The following is an 18,946-nucleotide window of genomic DNA, read 5'->3' as shown; positions in this document are numbered from 1 at the left end:
ATGCCAGCCCTACCCAGAATCACTGTCGTCACGCCGTCCTACAATCAGGCGCGGTATCTGGCCCGCAACCTGGACAGCGTCTCCTGCCAGAAAGGCGTGGACGTGGAGCACATCCTGCTGGACGGCGGCTCCAGCGACAACACCGTGGACGTGATCCGCGAGCGCGGCGCGCATCTGGCCTTCTGGCGCAGCGAGAAAGACGCCGGGCAGACAGCGGCGCTCATCGAGGGCTTCGAGCGCGCCACCGGGCAGGTGCTCTGCTGGCTCAATTCCGACGACTACTTCTGGGACGATCTCGCCCTGTCTCGCGTGGCTAGGGCCTTCGCGGACAATCCGGGCGCGGCCATGGTCACGGGCGACACCGTGCTGGTGGCCGACGACGAGACCCCGGTGATGATGGACATGGTCTGGCGGCCAAGCGCCCGGCAGATGCGCTACAACATGGCCGTGCCGCAGCAGTCCACCTTCTGGCGAGCCGAGGCCTACCGCGCTGTTGGCGGCATCGATCCGGCCTTCAGCTACTGCATGGACTTCGACCTGTTCCAACGCATGAGCCAGGGGCGCGGCATCGTGCGCATCCCGCACATCCTGGCGGCCTTCAGGCTCCAGCCCGCGTCCAAGACGGCCACTTGGGGCGACGTGTTCCGCGAGCAGGTGGCAATCTGCCAGAACAGATACGGGAAGGGGCTAGCGCATAAGCTGGCCGTGAAGGCCGTGACCATGGAGATCAGGCTGGGGGCTGCGCTGGCCCAGATGCAGGCCATGCTCTCCGGGCGCGAACTGCCCTGCCTGGCCAACGCCCGCTGGGAGCCCTGCCGGGCGTATGCCAGGAAGAAATTCGGGCTACAGTTCTAGAGAGTTCTCCCCCCTTATCCCGACTACTTCGCATCCTGATCACTCGTCCACGAAGGCGATCCATAGCCTGTATCCGGCCCAGTCCGGAACGATCTGGACGAGGAGCACCCCTTACTATACTATTTAAGCGTCAATCGACAAACATGGCGTACAGTCATGCTTCCTTTTTGGAGTGCCAGTGCTATCAGGAAGTAAAGAAAGACGGTGGTTAGGGCTCCCTGCATTTTTCGTTTTCTATTCGTTCGCCCTGCTGCTGAGTTCACTTTGGATCGGCGCAACGTCTGATGCTGATGTCTTTTCCCCGTCTAGCGGCCTGATCCTGGCCGCGCTCCTTCTTGCCGACATCAAACATCGTCTGCCCATTGTGTTTGCTGCGTTGACGGTGAATATTCTCTTCGGGCTGGTCCTTGAGCAATCAATATTTCTCAGCGTCGTCAACTTCGGCTGCAACATCGGCGGAGCTTTCCTCGCTGTCCATCTGGCAACCAGGATTCTCGGCAGCAACGTCAAACGGCTAGGCTTGAAAGAGTCCATCGTCCTTGTCTGCGTTGGACTGCTTGCAACAGCAGTGGCAACCTCCCTGTGCTGCCTCCTCCTCGCGGAAGCCCTGGACTGGAGCATCACGTTTAGAGACTGGCTTCTTTGGTGGAGTGCGGACTTTCTCAGTGTCGTGCTTTTCCCTCCGCTTCTCCTGTCCTGGCAGAAACAGGACTTCCGCATTGCGTCACTGCGGAAATTTTCCCGAAAAGCGGAGCTTGTTGGACTCATGGTCCTGCTTACGATGTTCATACACATGACGTTCGGCAGGCCAATGGACCAGGCTTATGTCTTTCGCTATCCGCTGATACTCTGCCTGGCGTGGGCTACCCTGCGCTTCGGCAGAAAAGGGATCACCGGCGCTGGCCTGTGGGCTGCCGCACTTTCCGTGTGCTGGGTATCGCTCGGCCTGAACTCGTCCAGCCTCATCGACGTTCCCTTGACGGTTCAGCTTCTGGGCCTGAATTTTTTCTACGGGTCGCTGTTGGCGACATTGACCGGTCTTGCCGCTGCAGCAGAGGAACGCAAACACGCGTCTGAAGCACTCCGGGCCAGCGAGGCCCGGTACAGGTTCCTCTTTGAAAAATCCCTTGTCCCCATGGTCGAGATCGACATGCATGCGCAATTCCAAAAGGTGAACCAGTCTTTTGAGGAATTCTGCGGGATCGGCCGGACCGCGCTGATCGACAAAATGACGATCCAGGAGTTCGTCCATCCGGACGACCTGCCGCAGAGCAGGCAGTTGATGGAAAAGCTGATGCAAGGCGACATCAGCTACTTCATTCAAGAGAAGCGCTACGTTGTGGATGATGGGAGAACGAAGGATGCGCTCGTGTTGGTTCGAGGTATTTTCGATGCCGACGATCACTACAATGGAGCGTCAATATCCATCCTGGACATCAGCGAGAGAAAGCAGAGAGAGGCCGACATGGCCTTGGCGCTCAAGGAAAAGGAGGTGCTTCTCATGGAGATCCACCACCGGGTAAAAAACAACCTGCAAATAATCATGAGCCTCTTAAGCCTCCAGGAGCAGGGCGAGATGAGCCCTGACGCGCGACGTATTTTGAGCGACAGCCGGGGCCGGGTTATGTCCATGGCGCTCATCCATGAACAGCTTTATAACTCCCAGGTGTTTTCCAGAATTGATGTCCGCAGCTACCTGAATGAACTGCTTCCCCGGCTGCACACCGCATACAGGGGCGGTTGCGCCGTTGAAATCAGGCTGGATGCGCAGCCCGTCACCTTGTCGCTCGATCAGGCCATACCCTTCGGCCTGATAACGAACGAGCTTGTCACAAACGCTTTCAAGCATGCCTTTGAGGGAAGGCGTGAGGGGTTCATTGCCGTGAGTGTGAATGCCTCAGGCGACATGTTCACCTTCTCGATTGAAGACAACGGCGTCGGATTTTCAAATGATCTGCCCATAGACTCGCCCGCCACTCTCGGACTGAAGATGAGCGCCCTGTTAGCCAATCAGCTTGGCGGAACCCTGACCACAATCGCCTCCTCAGGCGGGTCACGGTTTCAATTGGAATTTCCTCTTAAATAACGCTGCCCGGTGTGCCCGGCGTTCCGTCCAACCATCACTCCAGAGGCGACCGCCACCGGTGGACAGGGTTGCGGCTGAATGCGTTAGGACCTCTTGCCCCGTCCTGCTCCTGAAATGCCCCAGGTTCCAGAGCCTTCAGCCATCCTTCTCCGGGCAGTCACTGCCGAGCGCATCCATCACGCCCCCTCTCCCCTGCTCCCTATTCCGATTGGATTTTTGAATTTGCCATCCGCCCTTCAACGGTAGCATATCGACTTTTCCGATACTCGCCATAGGGAGAAGTCATCATGCCGGTCATCATCGTCAAAGCCCGCCAGGGCGTCATCAAGGACCAGGCCGCCAAGGCCAAGCTCATCTCGGGCATGGCCAAGGCCTTTGCCGACGCCGCAGGCGATGCCGCCTTTGCGGGCAGGGCCACCGTCATTCTGGAAGAAGTCCCCGACGACAACTGGGGACGCGGCGGGGAGCAGGTCTCGAAGTGATCCGGCTTCGCGGCGTGGGCCACAGCTACGCCACAGCCTCCGGCGCCGTGGTGGAGTCCCTGGCCGGGGTCGATTTCGAGGTCGAGCGCGGGGAGTTCGTCAGCGTGGTGGGCAAGAGCGGCTGCGGCAAGTCCACGCTGCTGGAAATCATGGCCGGGCTCAAGAAGCCTTCGGGCGGCTCGGTGGAGATCACCGGCAGGACCGCCGGGCGCGATTTCGGCTGGGCCGGATACCTGACCCAGGCCGATTCGCTCCTGCCCTGGCGCACCGTGCTGGACAACGCCTGCCTGGGCCTCACGCTGCGGGGGCGCTCCCGCGCCGAGCGCGAGCGCCACGTGCGCCCGATCCTTGAGCGCTTCGGCCTGGAAGGGTTCGAGCGGGCCTATCCGGGCGAGCTGTCCGGCGGCATGCTCAAGCGCGCCTCCCTGGCCCGCGTGCTGGCCTACGACCCCGAAGTGCTGCTCCTGGACGAACCCTTCGCCCCCCTGGACGCCCAGACCCGCGAGACGCTCCAGGCCGACCTGCTGGACCTGTGGCGCGACTCGAAAAAGACCGTGGTGCTGGTCACGCACGACATCACCGAGGCCGTGCTGCTCTCCGGGCGCATCGAGGTGCTTGGACCGCGCCCGGGCCGCATCGTGGACACCGTGCGGGTGGACGCGCCCTACCCGCGCGCCATTTTCGATCCGCGCAGCGCCTGCGCCCTGGCCGATGCGGTCCACCGGGTGCGCCGCGCGCTGGGCACGGACGACCCGCGTCAGACCGGGCAGTGCCCGAATGCCCAGATGGTCCCGCCCGATTCCCCCACCGCAAGCGCCGCCAGCCATGCCCCTGCCTGCTAGAACCTTCCTGGCCCGGCTCATGCTGGCGGGCGCGCTCCTGGGTTTGTGGGAGGCGGCAACGGTGACGGGGCTGGCCGATCCGTTCTTCGTGAGCAGCCCCTCCGCCGTGGGCGCGGAACTGTGGCGGATGCTGCACGAGGCCACATTCTACAACCACCTGTGGATGACCCTCAAGGAGACCCTGGCCGGATTCGCCCTGGGCGCGATGCTGGGCCTGGGCGCGGCCCTGTGGCTGGCGCTCACGCCCTTCTGGTCCAAGGTGCTCGACCCGTTCCTGATGGTCCTCTACGGCATGCCCCGCGTGGCCTTCGCCCCGCTCTTCGTCATGTGGTTCGGCCTGGGGGCCTTGTCCAAGATCGTGTTCGCCTTGTCCCTGGTGTTTTTCGTGGTCTTCTACAGCTGCCACGCCGGGCTTCGGGCCCTGGACGCCTCGCTGGTCAATTCGGTGCGGGTCATGGGGGCCAGCCGCAGGCAGATCCTCGTCCATGTGGTGCTGCCCTCGCTGGCCCCGTGGGTGGCCTCGTCCTTGAAAAGCGCGGCGGGGCTGGCGCTCCTGGGCGCGGTTCTGGGCGAGTACGTGGGCAGCACCGCCGGTCTCGGCTGGGTGATCAACACCTCTGCCGGGCTGTTCCAGACTTCGCGCGTGTTCGCCGCGCTGGCCGCCCTGGCCGTCGTCGTCCTGGTCATGCACGCCCTGCTGGGGCGTTTGGAACGGTGGCTCACGCGTTGGCGCGTGGGCAGCCACGCTTTGTAAAAACAAGGAGTATCAAGCATGCGTTGTGCGCGCTTCGTTCTGGCGATGGTGATGGTTCTCGGCCTGGCTCTGCCCGCTGCGCAGGCCTGGGCGGCACAGCTTGAGAAGGTGCGCTGCTCCGAGGCCGTACGCGGCTTCTTCTTCCTGCCGCTCTACCTCGGCCAAGCCCTCAAGACCTTCGAGAAACAGGGCATCGAAGTCGAGTTCGTGCCCACCCAGGGCGGCCCGCTGGCCATGCAGGCCCTCATAAACGGCGACGTGGAAGTGTGCGCCATCGGGCACGGGCAGGTGGCCAACCTCTACGCCCAGGGTAAGCCCACGCGCATCATCTTCGAGATGCAGGACAAGTGCACCTTCTACCTGGTGGGCAAGCCCGGCGTGGCCTCCCTCAAGGACCTGGGCGGCAAGAACATGGGCGTCACCAAGTTCGGCTCCGAGACCCATGGCGTTGGCCGCGCCCTGGCCGCCTGGGCCGGGTTCGACCCCGAGACCGGCATCAACATGATCGAGACAGGCGGCATGGGCACCATGGCCGCCGCCCTGGAGGCCGACCGTGTGCAGGCCGCCCTGGCCTGGCAGCCCATGGTGGGCAAGCTCGAACAGGCCGGAAAGGCCAAGGTCCTGGCCACGCTGAACACCGCCGAGGACAGCGCGCGCTACTTCGGCTCGCCGGACTACTCCTTCTCGGTGCTCCAGGTGACGCCCGAGTACGCCAAGGCCAAGCCCGAGACCCTGAAGCGCTTCGTGGCCGCCGTGCTCGAAGCCCAGACCTGGCTGCGCGAGCACTCCGCCGCCGAAGTGGCCAAGCTCGCCGCCCCCTACTTCGAGGGCATGAGCGAGGCCGACATCGCCATGTCCGTGGACCGCGACCGCCAGGCCTTCTCCGCCTCGGGCATCGTCAGCCGCCCGGGGCACGACACCGCCCTGCGCATCTTCCAGGACGCCAAGATCCTCACCAAGCCCGTGGCCTTCGAGGACCTCGTGGACAACAGCTTCACCGAGGCCGCCAAGGCGCTCAAGAAGTAATGAGCCTCCTCGCCGGACTGGTCTACCCCATCAACTCGCTCCCGGCCGCTCGTCTGAGCGGCCGGGGCATCGACGTGCTCTGCCACGACGCCGACGCCAAGCTCGACGCCGTGGCCCGCTACTACGAGCAGGTCGACGCAGACCTGCTGTTCTTCTTCAGCGACATCGTCATCCAGGCCGAAGCCCTGGGAGCCTCCCTGGCATACAGCCCGGCAGGCATGCCCCGCGTGGCGGCCAAGACCGCCATCCCTGCGGGTCCGGCGCGCACCTCCGCGCGCATGGAGGTCAACGCCGCAGTGACCTCCGGGCTCAAGCGCGCGTTTCCCAGCAAGCCCGTGGCGGGCATGGTATACGGGCCGTTCACCGTGGCCGGGCAGGCCATGGGTGAGGAAGCCCTGATGCGGGCCTGTCTGACCTCCCCGGAGGAGGCCCGCGCCGCCGTGGCCAAGGCCCTGGAAGGGGCGCTCGGCTACGCACGGCTTCTGCTGGACGCCGGGGCCGACGTGCTGTGGGTGTCGGACCCGTTCGCCGGACTCCTGCCGCCAGCGCTCTTCGGGCAGTTCGCAGGAGACCCGCTGGCCCGCCTGTTTGACGCGCACCCGGACGTGCCCAACGCGGTGCACATCTGCGGGGACATCGGGCAGCTTCTGGCCAACGTGCTGGACACCGGGGTCCAGGCCGTGAGCTTCGATCAGGTCATGGACCTCCTGGCCGTGGAGGACGCCATGCCCGCAGGCCGGATCATCATCGGCAACATGGACCCCCTGGCCGTGGCCGATGCGCAGAGCGCGGGCGCTCTTGCCCAGGAGGTGGACGCCCTGGCCCAGACCATGGGGACGCATCCCGCGTTCAGCCTGTCCACGGGCTGCGCCCTGCCGCCCTCGACCCCGGTGGAGAACGCCGCCGCCTTCGTGGACGCCGGGCACGCGGCCATGCGGGCCGTGGCTCCCGGCGCGAGCCTGCTCTACGGCCTGTCCGCCTCGGTGGAGGCCGGAGACCTGGAGAGCGCGGCGGGCATCGTGGACGTGTGCCTGTGTTCGGGATTCGATCCCCTCCTGGTGCTTGGCGGCGGGCTCATGCGGGCGGTGCGCAAGCAGAGCGCCCTGTACGAAGCCAGGAAGAGCCATCTGGCGGACATCCTGCTCATGACCGACGCCCTGAACGCGGGCATGAAGCGCCTTTCGCCCCATCTGCCCAAGACCAGCGACGCCGTGCGCATGGTCTTGGGAACCGCTGCGGGGGACCATCACGCCATCGGCAAGGACGTGGTGGGCGCGGTGCTCGAAGCGCAGGGCATCAAGGTTCTGGACCTGGGAGTGGATGCCGGAGCCGACGCCTTCGCCAAGGCCCTGGCCGAAACCGGAGCGCCCTTGGCCGGGATATCGGCCTTCACCAGCCAGGCCAGGGCAGCCCTGCGCGCCATGGTGCCCGCCATTCGGGAAAAGGCGGGCAGGCCCGTGGGCATCCTGGTGGGCGGGGCCGCCACCAGCCAGGGCTTCGCGGCTGAGATCGGCGCGGACGCCTTTGCCAAGGACGCTGCCGCCGCCGCCCGCGTGGTCAAGTCCCTGCTGGAGAAATTTCCCGGACGCGACTAAGACCCTCCCCATGCCCAATGCCGTGCCCGCCATCCCCCAGAGCGTGCTGCGCTACCTGCGCATTCAGCCCGGCACCCACGCCTGCGCCGAGGCCCAGCCCCTGTGGCTGGAAGCGCAGGCCTTGTCGCAGCCGCGCACCTGGCAAAAGAACCTGAGTTTGGACGAGTTCCTGGATGCCTTCGCGCCCCATGCCGCAGGAAGCGTCGACCTCTCGCGCACGCTGGCGGGCTGCCACGAGGTGGTGCTCATGGCCGTGACCATCGGCAGCGCCCTGGAGACGCGCGGGCGCGAGTACTTCAGCCAGGGCAGGCCGTTCGCGGGCTTCATGCTGGACCGCATGGGCAGCTATCTTGTGGAGGCCGAAATGCGCGGCCTGCACGCCGCAGTACGCGCCGGGAACGCGGCCTCGGGCCTGGTCACCTCGCGCCGTTATAGCCCGGGCTACAAGGATTTTTCCCTGGAAGCGCAGGCTCACTTCATGCGTCTGATTGCAGGCGCCCTGCCGGGGCTTTCCCTCTCGTCCGCGTTCATGCTCACGCCTGACAAGAGCGTCACGGCGGTCTGCGGGATCAAGACTCCCGATTGAATTCTACGCCACGCCGCCCCTTCCCTCCGGGGCACGGCGTGGCTATAACCCCGCCCATGCGCATAGCCATCAGCTGCCGAAGCCTGGAGTACGCCTCCGGAGGCGTGAAGGAATACCTGGTCAGCCTCCTGAACGAGCTGCTGGCCATCGACACCCGCAACACCTACGTGCTCATGCATTCCCAGGTGCAGTACTTCGGCTCCTTCCCCGGTGCTGAAGAGGTGTCGCTTTACTGCTCCAACCGTCTGCTCTTCGACTGGCTGAAGCTGCCCGCCGCACTCAAGAAGCACGACATCGACCTGGCCTTCTTCCCGTCCTCCAACATGCCGCCGCGCGTGCCCTGCAAGGCCGTGGCCGCCATGATGGACCTGGGCTACTTCCACGGCGACCAACGCATGTACCGCTTCGCGGACACCCTCTACATGAAGCGGGCCATGGCCTACACCGCCCGCCGGGCCGAGCGGCTGCTGGCCATCTCGGACCACACCCGGCGCGATCTGGTGGACATCCTGGGCGTGCCGGACCAGAAGATCACGGTCACGCATCTGGCCGCCGACGACCTGTACCACCAGCCTGTGGCCGAAGACGAAGTGATGCGCCTTGCCAGGCGTCACGGCCTGACGCGCCCCTTCTTCCTGTACACGGGCAACATCTCGCCGCGAAAGAACCTGAAGGCCCTGCTGGAGGCCTTTGCCGCCGTGAAGGACCGCGTGGACGCCGACCTGGTGGTCACCGGGGGATTGTCCTGGGGTGACGGCTGGAAGGACTGGGTGGCCTCGCTCGGCGTGGCGGACCGGGTGCACCGCCTGGGCTACGTGGAACGCCAGGACATGCCCGCGCTGTACGCGGCCTGTCTGGCCTACGTGTTCCCGTCGCTTTTCGAGGGCTTCGGCCTGCCCGTGCTGGAGGCCCAAGCCGTGGGCGCGCCGGTGATCTGCTCCACGGCCACAAGCCTGCCGGAAGTGGCGGGCGACAGCGCGCTTATGATCGACCCACTGGACATCCCCGGAATCTCCAAGGCCCTGGCCGATGTGGCCGACGCCCAGACCGGCCCAGCACTGCGCGAAAGTTTGACGCAAAAGGGCCGCGCCAACGCGCGCCGCTTCTCCTGGCGCGACACCGCCCAAAAGACCCTGGACGTGTTCGAGCAGGTGCACCGGGGAGAGTAGCCCACCCTGCGGGCTGCGTCATCAACCCGACGCCCTCAGAGTGGTCACGGGGCGCCCACGGGGCAGACGCCCTCCCCCGCCAACACCGCCAGACCCGGGCTACGCCCCGCAGCTCATTCGACCGGCAAGCGCCTATCCGCGCCGTTTCGTCCTCTCCCGGCATGGCCGGGCATCTCACTGTCCGCTGATTCTTTTTCGCTTTCTTGCTCCGTCCGGTAACCCTGCCCCCCAAAAACCCGTCCAATAATTTGTACCGACCGGAGCAACGCGCGCACTGTCCTGGATCCAGGCCCCGGAACGTACCGACCAAACGAGCATCATTTAGGAGTAAGAATCATGAGACGTACCACCCTGGCTCTCGCCGCCGCCATGCTGCTGGCCTGCGCGGCGGTCGCATCCGCCGCCACCGAGGTCAAAATGACCGGCGACGCGCGCATCCACGCCACCTTCTTCGAGAATCAGAACTTCACCGGCTGGAACGGCACCGGAACCAAGACCAACGACGCCTTCACCATCTGGCAGCGCTTCCGCCTGCGCACGGACTTCATCGCCAACGAGAACCTGAAGTTCCGCCTGGGCATCCGCGTCAACAACACCCCCTGGGGCAACGGCACCTACACCGTGGACAACCCGACCGTATCCATCGACGTCTACCAGGCCTACCTCCAGTTCAAGTGGCCCAACACCGACGTGGAATTCACCATCGGCATGCAGGACTGGGGCCTTCCCGTGTCCTCCGACACCCTGCTGAACGCCAACCCGGTGTTCGGCGGTTCCCGCTCCGCCGCCGCCGTGGTGGAGATCCCGGTGATCGACCAGTTCAAGATCGTGGCCGCCTACACCCGTCTGCTGGACACCAACCGCGACTTCGACACCACCACGACCCAGGTGGCCGACGAGTTCGACGCCTACGTGCTGGCCCTGCCCGTCACCCTGGACGGCTTCAAGGCCACTCCCTGGGGCATGATCGCCGTGGCCGGAAAGAACGCCAACTACAGCGTCAGCTCCGGCAACGCCGGCGCCACCCTGACCACCAACCTGGCCTCCGCCGGTTCCCTGTACAGCGGCACCAGCAACGCCCAGAACATCTACTGGTGGACCGGCGCGGCCTTCGCCGTCACCGCGCTCGACCCGTTCAAGTTCTACGCCGACGTCATGTACGGCGAGGGCAACGCCTCCGACCACAAGGCCAACCGCCGCGCGGGCTACTTCTTCGACGTGGCCGCCGAGTACACCGGCCTTGACCTGCTCACCCCGCAGCTGACCTTCTGGTACTCCAGCGGCGAAGACAACTCCATCAACAACGGCTCCGAGCGCATGCCCACGGTCATGGGCTACTGGGGACCCTCCACCTCGTTCCTGTTCGACTCCTCGCAGTCCTTCACCCGCGGCTACATGGGCGTGAACCCCATCGGCTCCTGGGGCGCGGTGTTCTCGCTCAACAAGATCTCCTTCATCCAGGACCTGACCCATCGCCTGACCTTCACCTACGCTCGCGGCACCAACTCCTCGAGCGCCCTGCGCGTCGCCAACACCCTGTGGGGCGTGGGCAACTACGTGCAGATGGGCCGCGACCTGACCGAGAAGGAATACGTGATCGCCATCAACCTGGATCACCAGTACAACATCTATGAGAACCTGGCCGCCATCGTGGAGGCCGGTTGGGCCCACGGCGACTTCCAGAGCTCCGTGTGGGGACGCCGCATGGTGAACCAGGCCGAAAACGGCGACTCCTACAAGGTCGCCGTGGGCTTGCAGTACAAGTTCTAACCCGGTTCCGAACCGGATATTTGGCGCGGCCGGGGCGAAAGCCCCGGCCGTTTTGCGTTTATTGCTCCCCCACGGGGCCTTCGGGCGGCCGGGCGAACGGCCCTGGCCAACGTCTATCGCCCAGACGATAGTCGCAGTAACCACATCTCCATATAGGCGAGGGAAGTTCCATCAGGAGTCCCCCATGCATACCCGGCAATCGGCATCCGCCGACAACCGTCTCATTTATGTCCAGGCCGCCGCCCTTGCGCTGACGGCGGTCCTTGTCGCCCTGCCCCCCTCGCTGCTTCCCGCTTCCGTGCGCATCGCGGCTGCGCAGGTCGCCCTTGCCGCAAGCATCGCCTTCGCGGTGCTGCTCATGCGCCGAAACAACCGCCAGCTGGCGCAGCTTGACGATGTGAACAACCAGCTGGACGAATCGCGGCAGCGCGCGTCCCGGCTCGAAGACGCCCTGCGCGAAAGCCCCGTGCCGCTCCTGGTGTTCGACGCCGAGGACCGCCTGCTGCTGGCCAGCCGCACCTTCACCGGCCTCACCGGGCTCACCCCCGATCCCGCCCAGACGTCTGCCGAGGCCCCCACCCTGCGCGCCCTGGCTGGCGAGGAGCTGTGGGCCAACCTGGACAATGCCGTGTTCCCCGAAGGGCACACCACCGCCATCCCCGCCGCAAGCGCCGAAGCGCTCAAAGCCAGGGCCATGTTCACGCGCACCGCTTCCGGCGCGCTTTTGCACCTTGTGCCCCTGGCCCAGCAGCGTCGCGCCCTGGAGGCTGCCGAGCGCCAGCGGGCCGTGATCGTGGAGACCTCAAAGAGCCTGTGCACCCTGGCCGCCAGCCTGGAGGAGGCCGCCAAGGGCTTCGAGCAGGAGGGAGGCCGCCAGACGGATCAGGCCAGGCAGCAGAAGCGCAACACCGACTCCGTGGCCGCCGCCATGGAGGAGATGGCCGCCAGCGTGGCCGAGGTCGCCCGCAACGCGCAGGCCACGTCCTCGGCTGCGCAACAGGCCAGCCAGGCCGCCAAGGACGGGGCGGAGCTGGTCAGCGGAACGACGCAGGGCATAGATAAAATCAGTTCTGCGGCCGGGGGCCTTTCGCGCGACCTTTCGGCTCTGTCCACCGAGGCGGCGGAGATCGGGCGCATCATCGGCGTCATCAACGACATCGCGGACCAGACCAACCTGCTGGCCCTGAACGCCGCCATCGAGGCCGCCCGCGCGGGCGAGGCTGGAAGAGGCTTTGCCGTGGTGGCGGACGAGGTGCGCAAACTCGCCGAAAAGACCCTGGGAGCCACCAAGGACGTACGCCTAGCCATCGAGACCATCCAGCGCGCCGCCACCAACGCCGTTGACTCCATGACCGACACCTCACGGCTCGTGGAAGAGACCAGCGGCCTGTCCACGCGCACGGCCCAGGCACTGGAGCGCATCCGCGACGACGTGACCGGCATGGTGGAGCGCACCGCCGAGATCGCCACCGCTGCCGGGCAGCAGTCGACCACGGCCACGGAGATCGCCCTGAACGTCGAGGATGTGGACCGCATCGCTTCCGGCTTCGTGGACGCGTCCGAGAACCAGGCCCAGGAGGCGCAACGGCTGGTGAAGCTTTCAGCCGATCTGTACGAGCTGGCCCGCACCGTGGGCGGCGGGACCTGCTCCTGATTGCGTAGTCTTAACAATCTTGCCAATTCACGGGCATGCGGGTAATCATGGCCGCTCACCATCCATGACAGGAGCGGACTTCACGGCATGCCCCATCTTGTATTCGAGGACGTTTCCGTCCGCTTCGGCGGTCTTTTGGCCCTGTGCGACGTGAGCTTCGAGCTGCGCCAGGGCGAGATATTAGGCCTCATCGGCCCCAACGGCGCTGGCAAGACCACCGTGTTCAACGTCATCACCGGGGTCTATTCCATAAGCTCCGGCAAGGCCACGTACGACGGCGCGCCCCTGGCCGGGACCCCGCCGCATCGCATCCTGGGCATGGGGCTCGCCCGCACCTTCCAGAACATCCGCCTCTTCCAGAACATGACGGCGCTTGAAAACGTCATGATCGCCCAACACGCCCGGACGAAATCCGGCGTGGCGGGCGCGGTTTTGCGCCTGCCCTCGCAAAAGGCCGAAGAGGCCCGCATCCGCGACAAGGCCCGCTGGGCGCTTGATTTCATGGGACTTGGCGACCTGGCCGACGAGGAGGCGCGCAACCTGCCCTACGGGTTGCAGCGCCGCCTGGAGATCTCGCGCGCGCTGGCAAGCGTCCCCCAGACCATCCTTCTGGACGAACCGGCTGCGGGGCTGAACCCCACGGAGTCCTCGGCCCTGATGGAGGACATCTCGCGCATTCTGGAGCTTGGCGTGAACGTGCTCATGGTGGAGCACGACATGAAGGTGGTCATGGGGCTGTGTTCGCGCATCGTGGTGCTGGAGCACGGCGAGAAGATCGCCGAGGGCGCGCCTGCCGAGATTCGCGGCAACCAGCGGGTGATCGAGGCCTATCTGGGCACGTCCCACTAAATATTTCGAGATTTTCCCCACGACATCAACCATCTGGACGCAGGAGGACGACATGGCGAAACGGATCATCTGGCTTGTGGCCCTGGCCCTCACCCTGGGAGCGGGATTTGCCCACGCAGCCCCGCTCAAGATCGGCGTGCTGGCCCCCATCTCCGGCTCTTCCGCCGCAGACGGCAACGACATCGTCAAGGGCGTGAAGACCGCCGTCGAAGTCATGAAGTCCGAGGGCGGCATCCCCGGCTTCGATTCCATCGAGGTCGAAGTCCAGGACGGCGCCTGCGATCCCCGCCAGGCCGTAGCCGGAGCCAACAAGCTGGCCAACTCCAAGGTCGTCGGCGTTGTCGGCGAGTACTGCTCTTCCGCCACCATCCCGGCCTCCGAGGTGCTGAACGAAGAGAAGATCACCATGATCACTCCCGCCTCCACCAACCCCAAGGTCACCGAGCGCGGCTTCAAGTACATGTACCGCATGTGCGGCCTGGACATCCATCAGGCCAAGGCGGCCACCGCCTTCCTGAAGGACCAGCTCAAGGCCAAGACCATCTACATCGTGGACGACAAGACCACCTACTCCCAGCACCTGGCCGAGTACGTGGCCGAGGCCGCCAAGGCCGCCGGGATCACCGTGATCGCCCATGAGCACGTCAACGACGGCGACATGGACTACTCCGCCGTGCTCACCAAGGTGAAGGCCGCCAACCCCGACGTGTTCTACATGAGCCTGCAGAGCTCCTCCTCGGGCATCCGCATGATCAAGCAGTACCGCCAGATGGGCATCAAGGCTCCGGTGCTGTCGCAGGACGCCGTGTACCACCCCAACTTCATCAAGGAAGCCCCCGAGCAGTCCCAGGGCGTGTTCTTCACCTTCGGCTACGCGGACAAGAACTCCCCCGTGTACAAGAAGTTCCTGGACAAATACACCGCCATGCACGGCGAGCCCGGCGCGTACTCGGCCTACTCCTTCGACTCGGCCTACGCCCTGTTGACCGCCATCAAGGCCGCCAAGTCCACCGACGCCGATAAGATCCGCGCCGAGATGATGAAGCTTAACCTGCCGGGCGCGTCCAAGGTCATCAAGTTCCAGGAGAACGGCGATTCCGGCTCCAACTACGTGATCTACAAGGTCGAGGGCGACAAGTACAAAGAGTTCTGGAACCCCGAGACCGGCAAGCTGTTCTAGCCTGCCTCCCGCTTTCGAGTCCCTGCCGGGCCGCGCCTAGCGCGGCCCGGCTTTTTTATGGCCAAGGTTTTGCGGAAAAGAAGGGACGCTCAGCACTTCGGCCAAGCCTTGCGTCAGGCCGTGAAAGGCACTAGGAGCTCTCCCGGCAGTCGGGCGCTGGCGCGACCGATGCACATCATAGCCCGCCCCACCGGACGGACAGCCGGACAACTCCATGTTCAACACGACCATCCTCACCACTGTCGGCCTGCTCATCGCCTCCAACGTGTTCATGACCTTCGCGTGGTACGCCCACCTGAAGGAGATGCACGCCCGCCCCTGGTGGATCGCGGCGGTGTTCTCCTGGGGCATCGCCCTGTTCGAGTACCTGCTTCAGGTTCCTGCCAACCGCATAGGCTACGGCACGCTCACCCTGCCGCAGCTCAAAATCATGCAGGAGGTCATCACCCTGTCGGTGTTCGCGCCGTTTTCCATCTGGTACATGAACCAGCCCCTGAAGCTCGACCATCTGTGGGCCGCTCTGTGCCTCGTGGGGGCCGTGTATTTCATCTTCCGTTCCTGAAGGCGCCTCCGACCTCTCCCGCCAACCCGGCCGCACCCCTTTTCCCGGCCTGCCCCGGCCAGCCTCTGTCCAGTCCTGACACTCCGGCCTTCCTGCGAGGCAAGTCATGAGGGCGCACGCCCCCATGTCCGCCGGAACCACCAATTTGAAAATAAATCGCGCTCCAAAGGCTTCCCAGCCTTGACGGAAACGGGTTTCGTCTGCTCAAACAACAGGCCCCCGACCACTCAGGGAGACCGTTTCCCAAACATAGAACATACGACACGGAAAACCTCTGGATTATGGACTTTTTTCTTCAGCAGCTCATTAACGCCATAACCCTTGGTGGTTTCTACGCCCTGATCGCCCTGGGCTACACCATGGTTTACGGCATCATCCAGCTCATCAACTTCGCCCACGGTGAGTTCTTCGCCGCCGGCGGCTACATGGGCGTCATCCTGCTGGCCTGGATGGACTCCCAGGGCTACATGCAGACCCACCCCTGGCTGTGCCTGACCCTGGCCTTCCTGCTGGCCATGGCCTACTGCGCCGTTCTTGCCATGGGCGTGGAGAAAGTGGCCTACAGGCCGCTGCGCAAGGCGTCGAAACTCTCGGTGCTGCTGTCGGCGCTCGGCATGTCCATCTTCCTGCAGAACGGCCTGATGCTCACCCAGGGCGTCTACGACAAGACCTACCCCGGCGTGTTCGCCAAGGGCGCGGTGGGCGTGGGCGAATTCAACTTCACCTACTTGCAGCTCATCGCGCTTTCCATCACGGCGCTCCTGATGGTGGGCCTGAACCGCCTCGTGTTCAAGACCCGCCTGGGCAAGGCCATGCGCGCCACCGCCCAGGACCGCGTGATGGCGACGCTTGTGGGCATTAGCTCAGACCGCATCATCTCCGTCACCTTCGCCATCGGCGCGGCCCTGGCCGCCGCCTCGGGCATCCTGGTGGGGCTTTATTACGGCTCCGTGCGCTACGACATGGGCTTCGTGCCCGGCATCAAGGCCTTCGCTGCGGCTGTTCTGGGCGGGGTCGGCTCCATCACCGGGGCCATGCTCGGCGGGCTCATCATCGGCATCACCGAGATCTTCACCGCTGCCTACATTTCGGGCGAGTACAAAGACGTGTTCGCCTTCATCATCCTGATCGCGGTGCTGTATTTCCGGCCAACCGGCCTTCTGGGCGAGAACATCAATGACACCCGCGTCTAAGGCCCTTTTAGGCAAGCTGCTCCTGGGAGCCGTCTGGCTGTTCCTTTTGGTCTGGCCCATGACCGGCATCACGCCCGCTGGCCTGGAGTTCGGCAAGGCGGCGCGCATCGTGGGCGCGGTCATGCTGGCCGTGGTGGTCTGGCTTGGCCTCAAGCGCCTGAACGAGAGCGTGGACGTCGGCTTCGGGCGTTCGGTCGGCAGGGCTGCCTCCAGCCTGTCTCGCACGCCGGGCTGGCTGTGGAAGTCCGCCGGGCTGCTGGCGCTTCTGGCCTTCCCGATCCTGTCGTCGCGCTACGGGCAGGACGTGGCCATCAACGTACTGGTGTACGTCACCCTGGGCCTGGGGCTCAACGTGGTGGTGGGCCTCGCGGGCCTTCTGGATCTTGGCTACATCGCCTTCTACGGCGTCGGGGCCTACACCTACGCGCTGCTCTCCGTGCACTACCAGCTGTCCTTCTGGCTGGCCCTGCCCCTGTGCGTGGCCCTGGCCGCGCTGGCCGGGTGCATGATCGGCTACCCGACGCTGCGCATGCGCGGCGACTATCTGGCCATCGTCACCTTGGGCTTTGGCGAAATCCTGCGCCTTGTGCTCAACAACTGGATGAAGCTCACCGGCGGCCCCAACGGCATCCTGGGCGTGAAGCCCGCCGCCATCTATTATCCCGACCCCGAACAGGGATGGGAAATGACGCGTTTTCTCATCAGAAGCCCGCAGTCGCAGTATTACCTGATCCTGGCCATCGCATTGTTCACGGTGGTCGCCGTGCGCCGCCTCGCCGATTCGCGCATAGGCCGCGCCTGGGAGGCCATCCGCGAGGACGAGACCGCCGCTGGCATCATGGGCGTGAACACCTTCACCCTGAAGCTTCTGGCCTACGCCATGGGCGCGGTGTTCGCCGGGCTGGCCGGGGCGTTCTTCTCGGCCAAGATGCGCTTCGTGTCGCCGGGGTCGTTCACCTTCATCGAGTCGGCCATGGTGCTGGCCATGGTGGTGCTTGGCGGCATGGGGTCCATTCCGGGCATCGTGCTGGGGGCGCTGGCGCTTATCGTGCTGCCGGAAGTCTTCCGCGATTTCGAGAACTACCGCATGCTGGTCTTCGGCGCGGCCATGGCAATCATGATGCTGGTGCGCCCGGCAGGGCTCATCCCGGCCAAGCGCGTGGGACGCCGCTCCGAGGAGGACCACGCATGAACGCCCCCATCCTTGAACTCAAGTCCCTAAGTGCTGGCTGGGGCCGCGCCCCGGCCATCCGCGAGATCGACCTGCGCATCGAGCAGGGCGAGATCGTCACCATCATCGGGGCCAACGGCGCGGGCAAGTCCACCACACTCATGGCCATAAGCTCGATACTAAAACCCATGGGCGGCCAGATCTTCTACAACGGCCAGGACACCGCCAGCATCCCCGCCGAGCAGCTCCCGGCCATGGGGCTGTGCCAAGTGCCCGAGGGCAGGCGTATCTTCCCTCGCCTCACCGTGGCCGAGAACCTGGACATGGGCGCGTATTTCCGCACCGACCACGACGCCGTGCGCCGCGACATGGCCCACGTGTTCGAGCTGTTCCCGCGCCTCCAGGAGCGCGCCGCGCAAAAAGGCGGCACGCTCTCCGGCGGCGAGCAGCAGATGCTGGCCATCGGACGCGCCCTCATGGGCAGACCGAAGCTCCTGCTGCTGGATGAACCCTCGCTGGGGCTCGCACCGCTCATCGTGGAGCACATCTTCTCCATCATCCGCCGCGTAAGCGAGGAAGAAGGCATGACCGTGCTGCTGGTGGAGCAGAACGCCAACCTGGCGCTGAAGCTCGCGCAGCGCGGCTACGTCATGGAGACCGGCCGTATCGCCATGACCGACACGGCAGCAAGCCTGCTGGACAATCCCGAGATTCGCAAAGCGTACCTGGGCGAATAGCCCCGGAACGCTCCGATCACTTCCATGAACTCGTCACGAGTAGAATGCGTATTGTCATTTGGGATGCCTCCGGCGGGCAAAGAGGGCTCCGCCCTCTCTGCACTCTCCCGCCAGGGGGATGATCCCCCTGGACCCTCAGTTAGCTTCGCATACCTGCGCGGGGCTGTGTTCCGGGCCAAGCACGTTGCCGCGTCCCATGTGGAATTCGCATACCTGTCTGGTGACTCCGGCAGGGGGCTGGGGGTTGTCACGGACGCGCCATGCGCGGCGGGCGACGAATCGTCTTCACATCGGTTCGAGCCCGCCGCGCATGGCGTGGACGGAACAACCCCCAGCCCCCTGCCTTCAGCCCACGACACGACGGCTTATCGCGCCACCCCGCGAAGCTACTTAAAAGTTTTTGAAGGAGAGTCCAGAGAGGAAACTTTTTGGAAA

Annotated in this window: 17 protein-coding genes; all 17 read left to right on the top strand. The window is 64.9% G+C overall.

Annotated elements, in window-relative coordinates:
- The 17 genes from G453_RS28680 to G453_RS0102440 all read left to right on the top strand — a co-directional run bounded on the left by G453_RS28680 (position 1) and on the right by G453_RS0102440 (position 18,511).
- Complete coding sequence (locus G453_RS28680) at positions 1-855, top strand: glycosyltransferase family 2 protein (RefSeq protein ID WP_235731671.1); 855 nt, start codon at positions 1-3, stop codon at positions 853-855.
- 178 nt (positions 856-1,033) lie between these two features.
- Positions 1,034-2,941, top strand: a complete 1,908-nt coding sequence (locus G453_RS25920; RefSeq protein WP_051271481.1) for a histidine kinase dimerization/phosphoacceptor domain -containing protein — start codon at positions 1,034-1,036, stop codon at positions 2,939-2,941.
- A 287-nt stretch (positions 2,942-3,228) separates the two neighbouring features.
- Entirely contained in the window at positions 3,229-3,423 is a 195-nt protein-coding gene (locus G453_RS0102510) for a tautomerase family protein (RefSeq protein WP_027189776.1), read from the top strand.
- The gene (locus G453_RS21930; RefSeq protein WP_051271478.1) at positions 3,420-4,265 is read left to right on the top strand and encodes an ABC transporter ATP-binding protein; all 846 of its coding nucleotides are present in this window, start codon (positions 3,420-3,422) and stop codon (positions 4,263-4,265) included. Before G453_RS0102510 ends, G453_RS21930 begins: the two co-directional genes overlap by 4 nt.
- Positions 4,249-5,019 carry an ABC transporter permease gene (locus tag G453_RS0102500; RefSeq protein WP_043643975.1) on the top strand — a complete coding sequence of 257 codons (771 nt, stop codon included), beginning with the start codon at positions 4,249-4,251 and terminating at the stop codon, positions 5,017-5,019. The genes G453_RS21930 and G453_RS0102500 overlap by 17 nt, the downstream gene beginning before the upstream one ends.
- An 18-nt stretch (positions 5,020-5,037) precedes the next feature.
- The gene (locus tag G453_RS0102495) at positions 5,038-6,045 is read left to right on the top strand and encodes an ABC transporter substrate-binding protein (protein WP_027189774.1); all 1,008 of its coding nucleotides are present in this window, start codon (positions 5,038-5,040) and stop codon (positions 6,043-6,045) included.
- Positions 6,045-7,640 carry a uroporphyrinogen decarboxylase family protein gene (locus G453_RS0102490; RefSeq protein ID WP_027189773.1) on the top strand — a complete coding sequence of 532 codons (1,596 nt, stop codon included), beginning with the start codon at positions 6,045-6,047 and terminating at the stop codon, positions 7,638-7,640. The genes G453_RS0102495 and G453_RS0102490 overlap by 1 nt, the downstream gene beginning before the upstream one ends.
- A 10-nt stretch (positions 7,641-7,650) precedes the next feature.
- Positions 7,651-8,226, top strand: a complete 576-nt coding sequence (locus G453_RS0102485; RefSeq protein ID WP_027189772.1) for a hypothetical protein — start codon at positions 7,651-7,653, stop codon at positions 8,224-8,226.
- A gap of 38 nt (positions 8,227-8,264) precedes the next feature.
- Entirely contained in the window at positions 8,265-9,395 is a 1,131-nt protein-coding gene (locus G453_RS21925; RefSeq protein WP_235731670.1) for a glycosyltransferase family 4 protein, read from the top strand.
- A gap of 333 nt (positions 9,396-9,728) precedes the next feature.
- Positions 9,729-11,165: an outer membrane homotrimeric porin gene (locus tag G453_RS0102475; RefSeq protein ID WP_027189771.1), complete on the top strand. Its 1,437-nt coding sequence runs from the start codon at positions 9,729-9,731 to the stop codon at positions 11,163-11,165.
- 184 nt (positions 11,166-11,349) lie between these two features.
- Positions 11,350-12,819, top strand: a complete 1,470-nt coding sequence (locus G453_RS28330) for a methyl-accepting chemotaxis protein (protein WP_027189770.1) — start codon at positions 11,350-11,352, stop codon at positions 12,817-12,819.
- Between the two features lie 87 nt (positions 12,820-12,906).
- A complete protein-coding gene (locus G453_RS0102465) occupies positions 12,907-13,668 on the top strand; it encodes an ABC transporter ATP-binding protein (RefSeq protein ID WP_027189769.1) in 762 nt (253 codons plus the stop codon).
- 52 nt (positions 13,669-13,720) lie between these two features.
- Positions 13,721-14,848 carry a branched-chain amino acid ABC transporter substrate-binding protein gene (locus G453_RS0102460; RefSeq protein ID WP_027189768.1) on the top strand — a complete coding sequence of 376 codons (1,128 nt, stop codon included), beginning with the start codon at positions 13,721-13,723 and terminating at the stop codon, positions 14,846-14,848.
- Positions 14,849-15,062: 214 nt separating this feature from the next.
- The gene (locus G453_RS0102455) at positions 15,063-15,410 is read left to right on the top strand and encodes a DMT family protein (protein ID WP_027189767.1); all 348 of its coding nucleotides are present in this window, start codon (positions 15,063-15,065) and stop codon (positions 15,408-15,410) included.
- Between the two features lie 281 nt (positions 15,411-15,691).
- Positions 15,692-16,603, top strand: a complete 912-nt coding sequence (locus G453_RS0102450; protein WP_027189766.1) for a branched-chain amino acid ABC transporter permease — start codon at positions 15,692-15,694, stop codon at positions 16,601-16,603.
- Positions 16,587-17,795: an ABC transporter permease subunit gene (locus G453_RS0102445; RefSeq protein WP_027189765.1), complete on the top strand. Its 1,209-nt coding sequence runs from the start codon at positions 16,587-16,589 to the stop codon at positions 17,793-17,795. The genes G453_RS0102450 and G453_RS0102445 overlap by 17 nt, the downstream gene beginning before the upstream one ends.
- Positions 17,792-18,511, top strand: a complete 720-nt coding sequence (locus tag G453_RS0102440; protein WP_027189764.1) for an ABC transporter ATP-binding protein — start codon at positions 17,792-17,794, stop codon at positions 18,509-18,511. Before G453_RS0102445 ends, G453_RS0102440 begins: the two co-directional genes overlap by 4 nt.
- The last annotated feature ends 435 nt before the right edge of the window (positions 18,512-18,946 follow it).

It is taken from the genome of Fundidesulfovibrio putealis DSM 16056 (assembly GCF_000429325.1).
GTDB classification, from domain to species: Bacteria; Desulfobacterota; Desulfovibrionia; order Desulfovibrionales; family Desulfovibrionaceae; genus Fundidesulfovibrio; species Fundidesulfovibrio putealis.
Note: the sequence above shows the minus strand (reverse complement) of the source record. Positions and strands in the feature narration are given on the sequence as shown.

What these genes read in the sequence shown, in the direction of transcription:
- G453_RS0102450 (WP_027189766.1), top strand. Translation starts at nt 15,692, where the DNA reads ATGGACTTTTTTCTTCAGCAGCTCATTAACGCCATAACCCTTGGTGGT.
- G453_RS0102455 (WP_027189767.1), top strand. Translation starts at nt 15,063, where the DNA reads ATGTTCAACACGACCATCCTCACCACTGTCGGCCTGCTCATCGCCTCC.
- G453_RS0102485 (WP_027189772.1), top strand. Translation starts at nt 7,651, where the DNA reads ATGCCCAATGCCGTGCCCGCCATCCCCCAGAGCGTGCTGCGCTACCTG.
- G453_RS0102495 (WP_027189774.1), top strand. Translation starts at nt 5,038, where the DNA reads ATGCGTTGTGCGCGCTTCGTTCTGGCGATGGTGATGGTTCTCGGCCTG.
- G453_RS0102445 (WP_027189765.1), top strand. Translation starts at nt 16,587, where the DNA reads ATGACACCCGCGTCTAAGGCCCTTTTAGGCAAGCTGCTCCTGGGAGCC.
- G453_RS0102510 (WP_027189776.1), top strand. Translation starts at nt 3,229, where the DNA reads ATGCCGGTCATCATCGTCAAAGCCCGCCAGGGCGTCATCAAGGACCAG.
- G453_RS0102500 (WP_043643975.1), top strand. Translation starts at nt 4,249, where the DNA reads ATGCCCCTGCCTGCTAGAACCTTCCTGGCCCGGCTCATGCTGGCGGGC.
- G453_RS28330 (WP_027189770.1), top strand. Translation starts at nt 11,350, where the DNA reads ATGCATACCCGGCAATCGGCATCCGCCGACAACCGTCTCATTTATGTC.
- G453_RS0102465 (WP_027189769.1), top strand. Translation starts at nt 12,907, where the DNA reads ATGCCCCATCTTGTATTCGAGGACGTTTCCGTCCGCTTCGGCGGTCTT.
- G453_RS28680 (WP_235731671.1), top strand. Translation starts at nt 1, where the DNA reads ATGCCAGCCCTACCCAGAATCACTGTCGTCACGCCGTCCTACAATCAG.
- G453_RS0102490 (WP_027189773.1), top strand. Translation starts at nt 6,045, where the DNA reads ATGAGCCTCCTCGCCGGACTGGTCTACCCCATCAACTCGCTCCCGGCC.
- G453_RS0102460 (WP_027189768.1), top strand. Translation starts at nt 13,721, where the DNA reads ATGGCGAAACGGATCATCTGGCTTGTGGCCCTGGCCCTCACCCTGGGA.
- G453_RS0102440 (WP_027189764.1), top strand. Translation starts at nt 17,792, where the DNA reads ATGAACGCCCCCATCCTTGAACTCAAGTCCCTAAGTGCTGGCTGGGGC.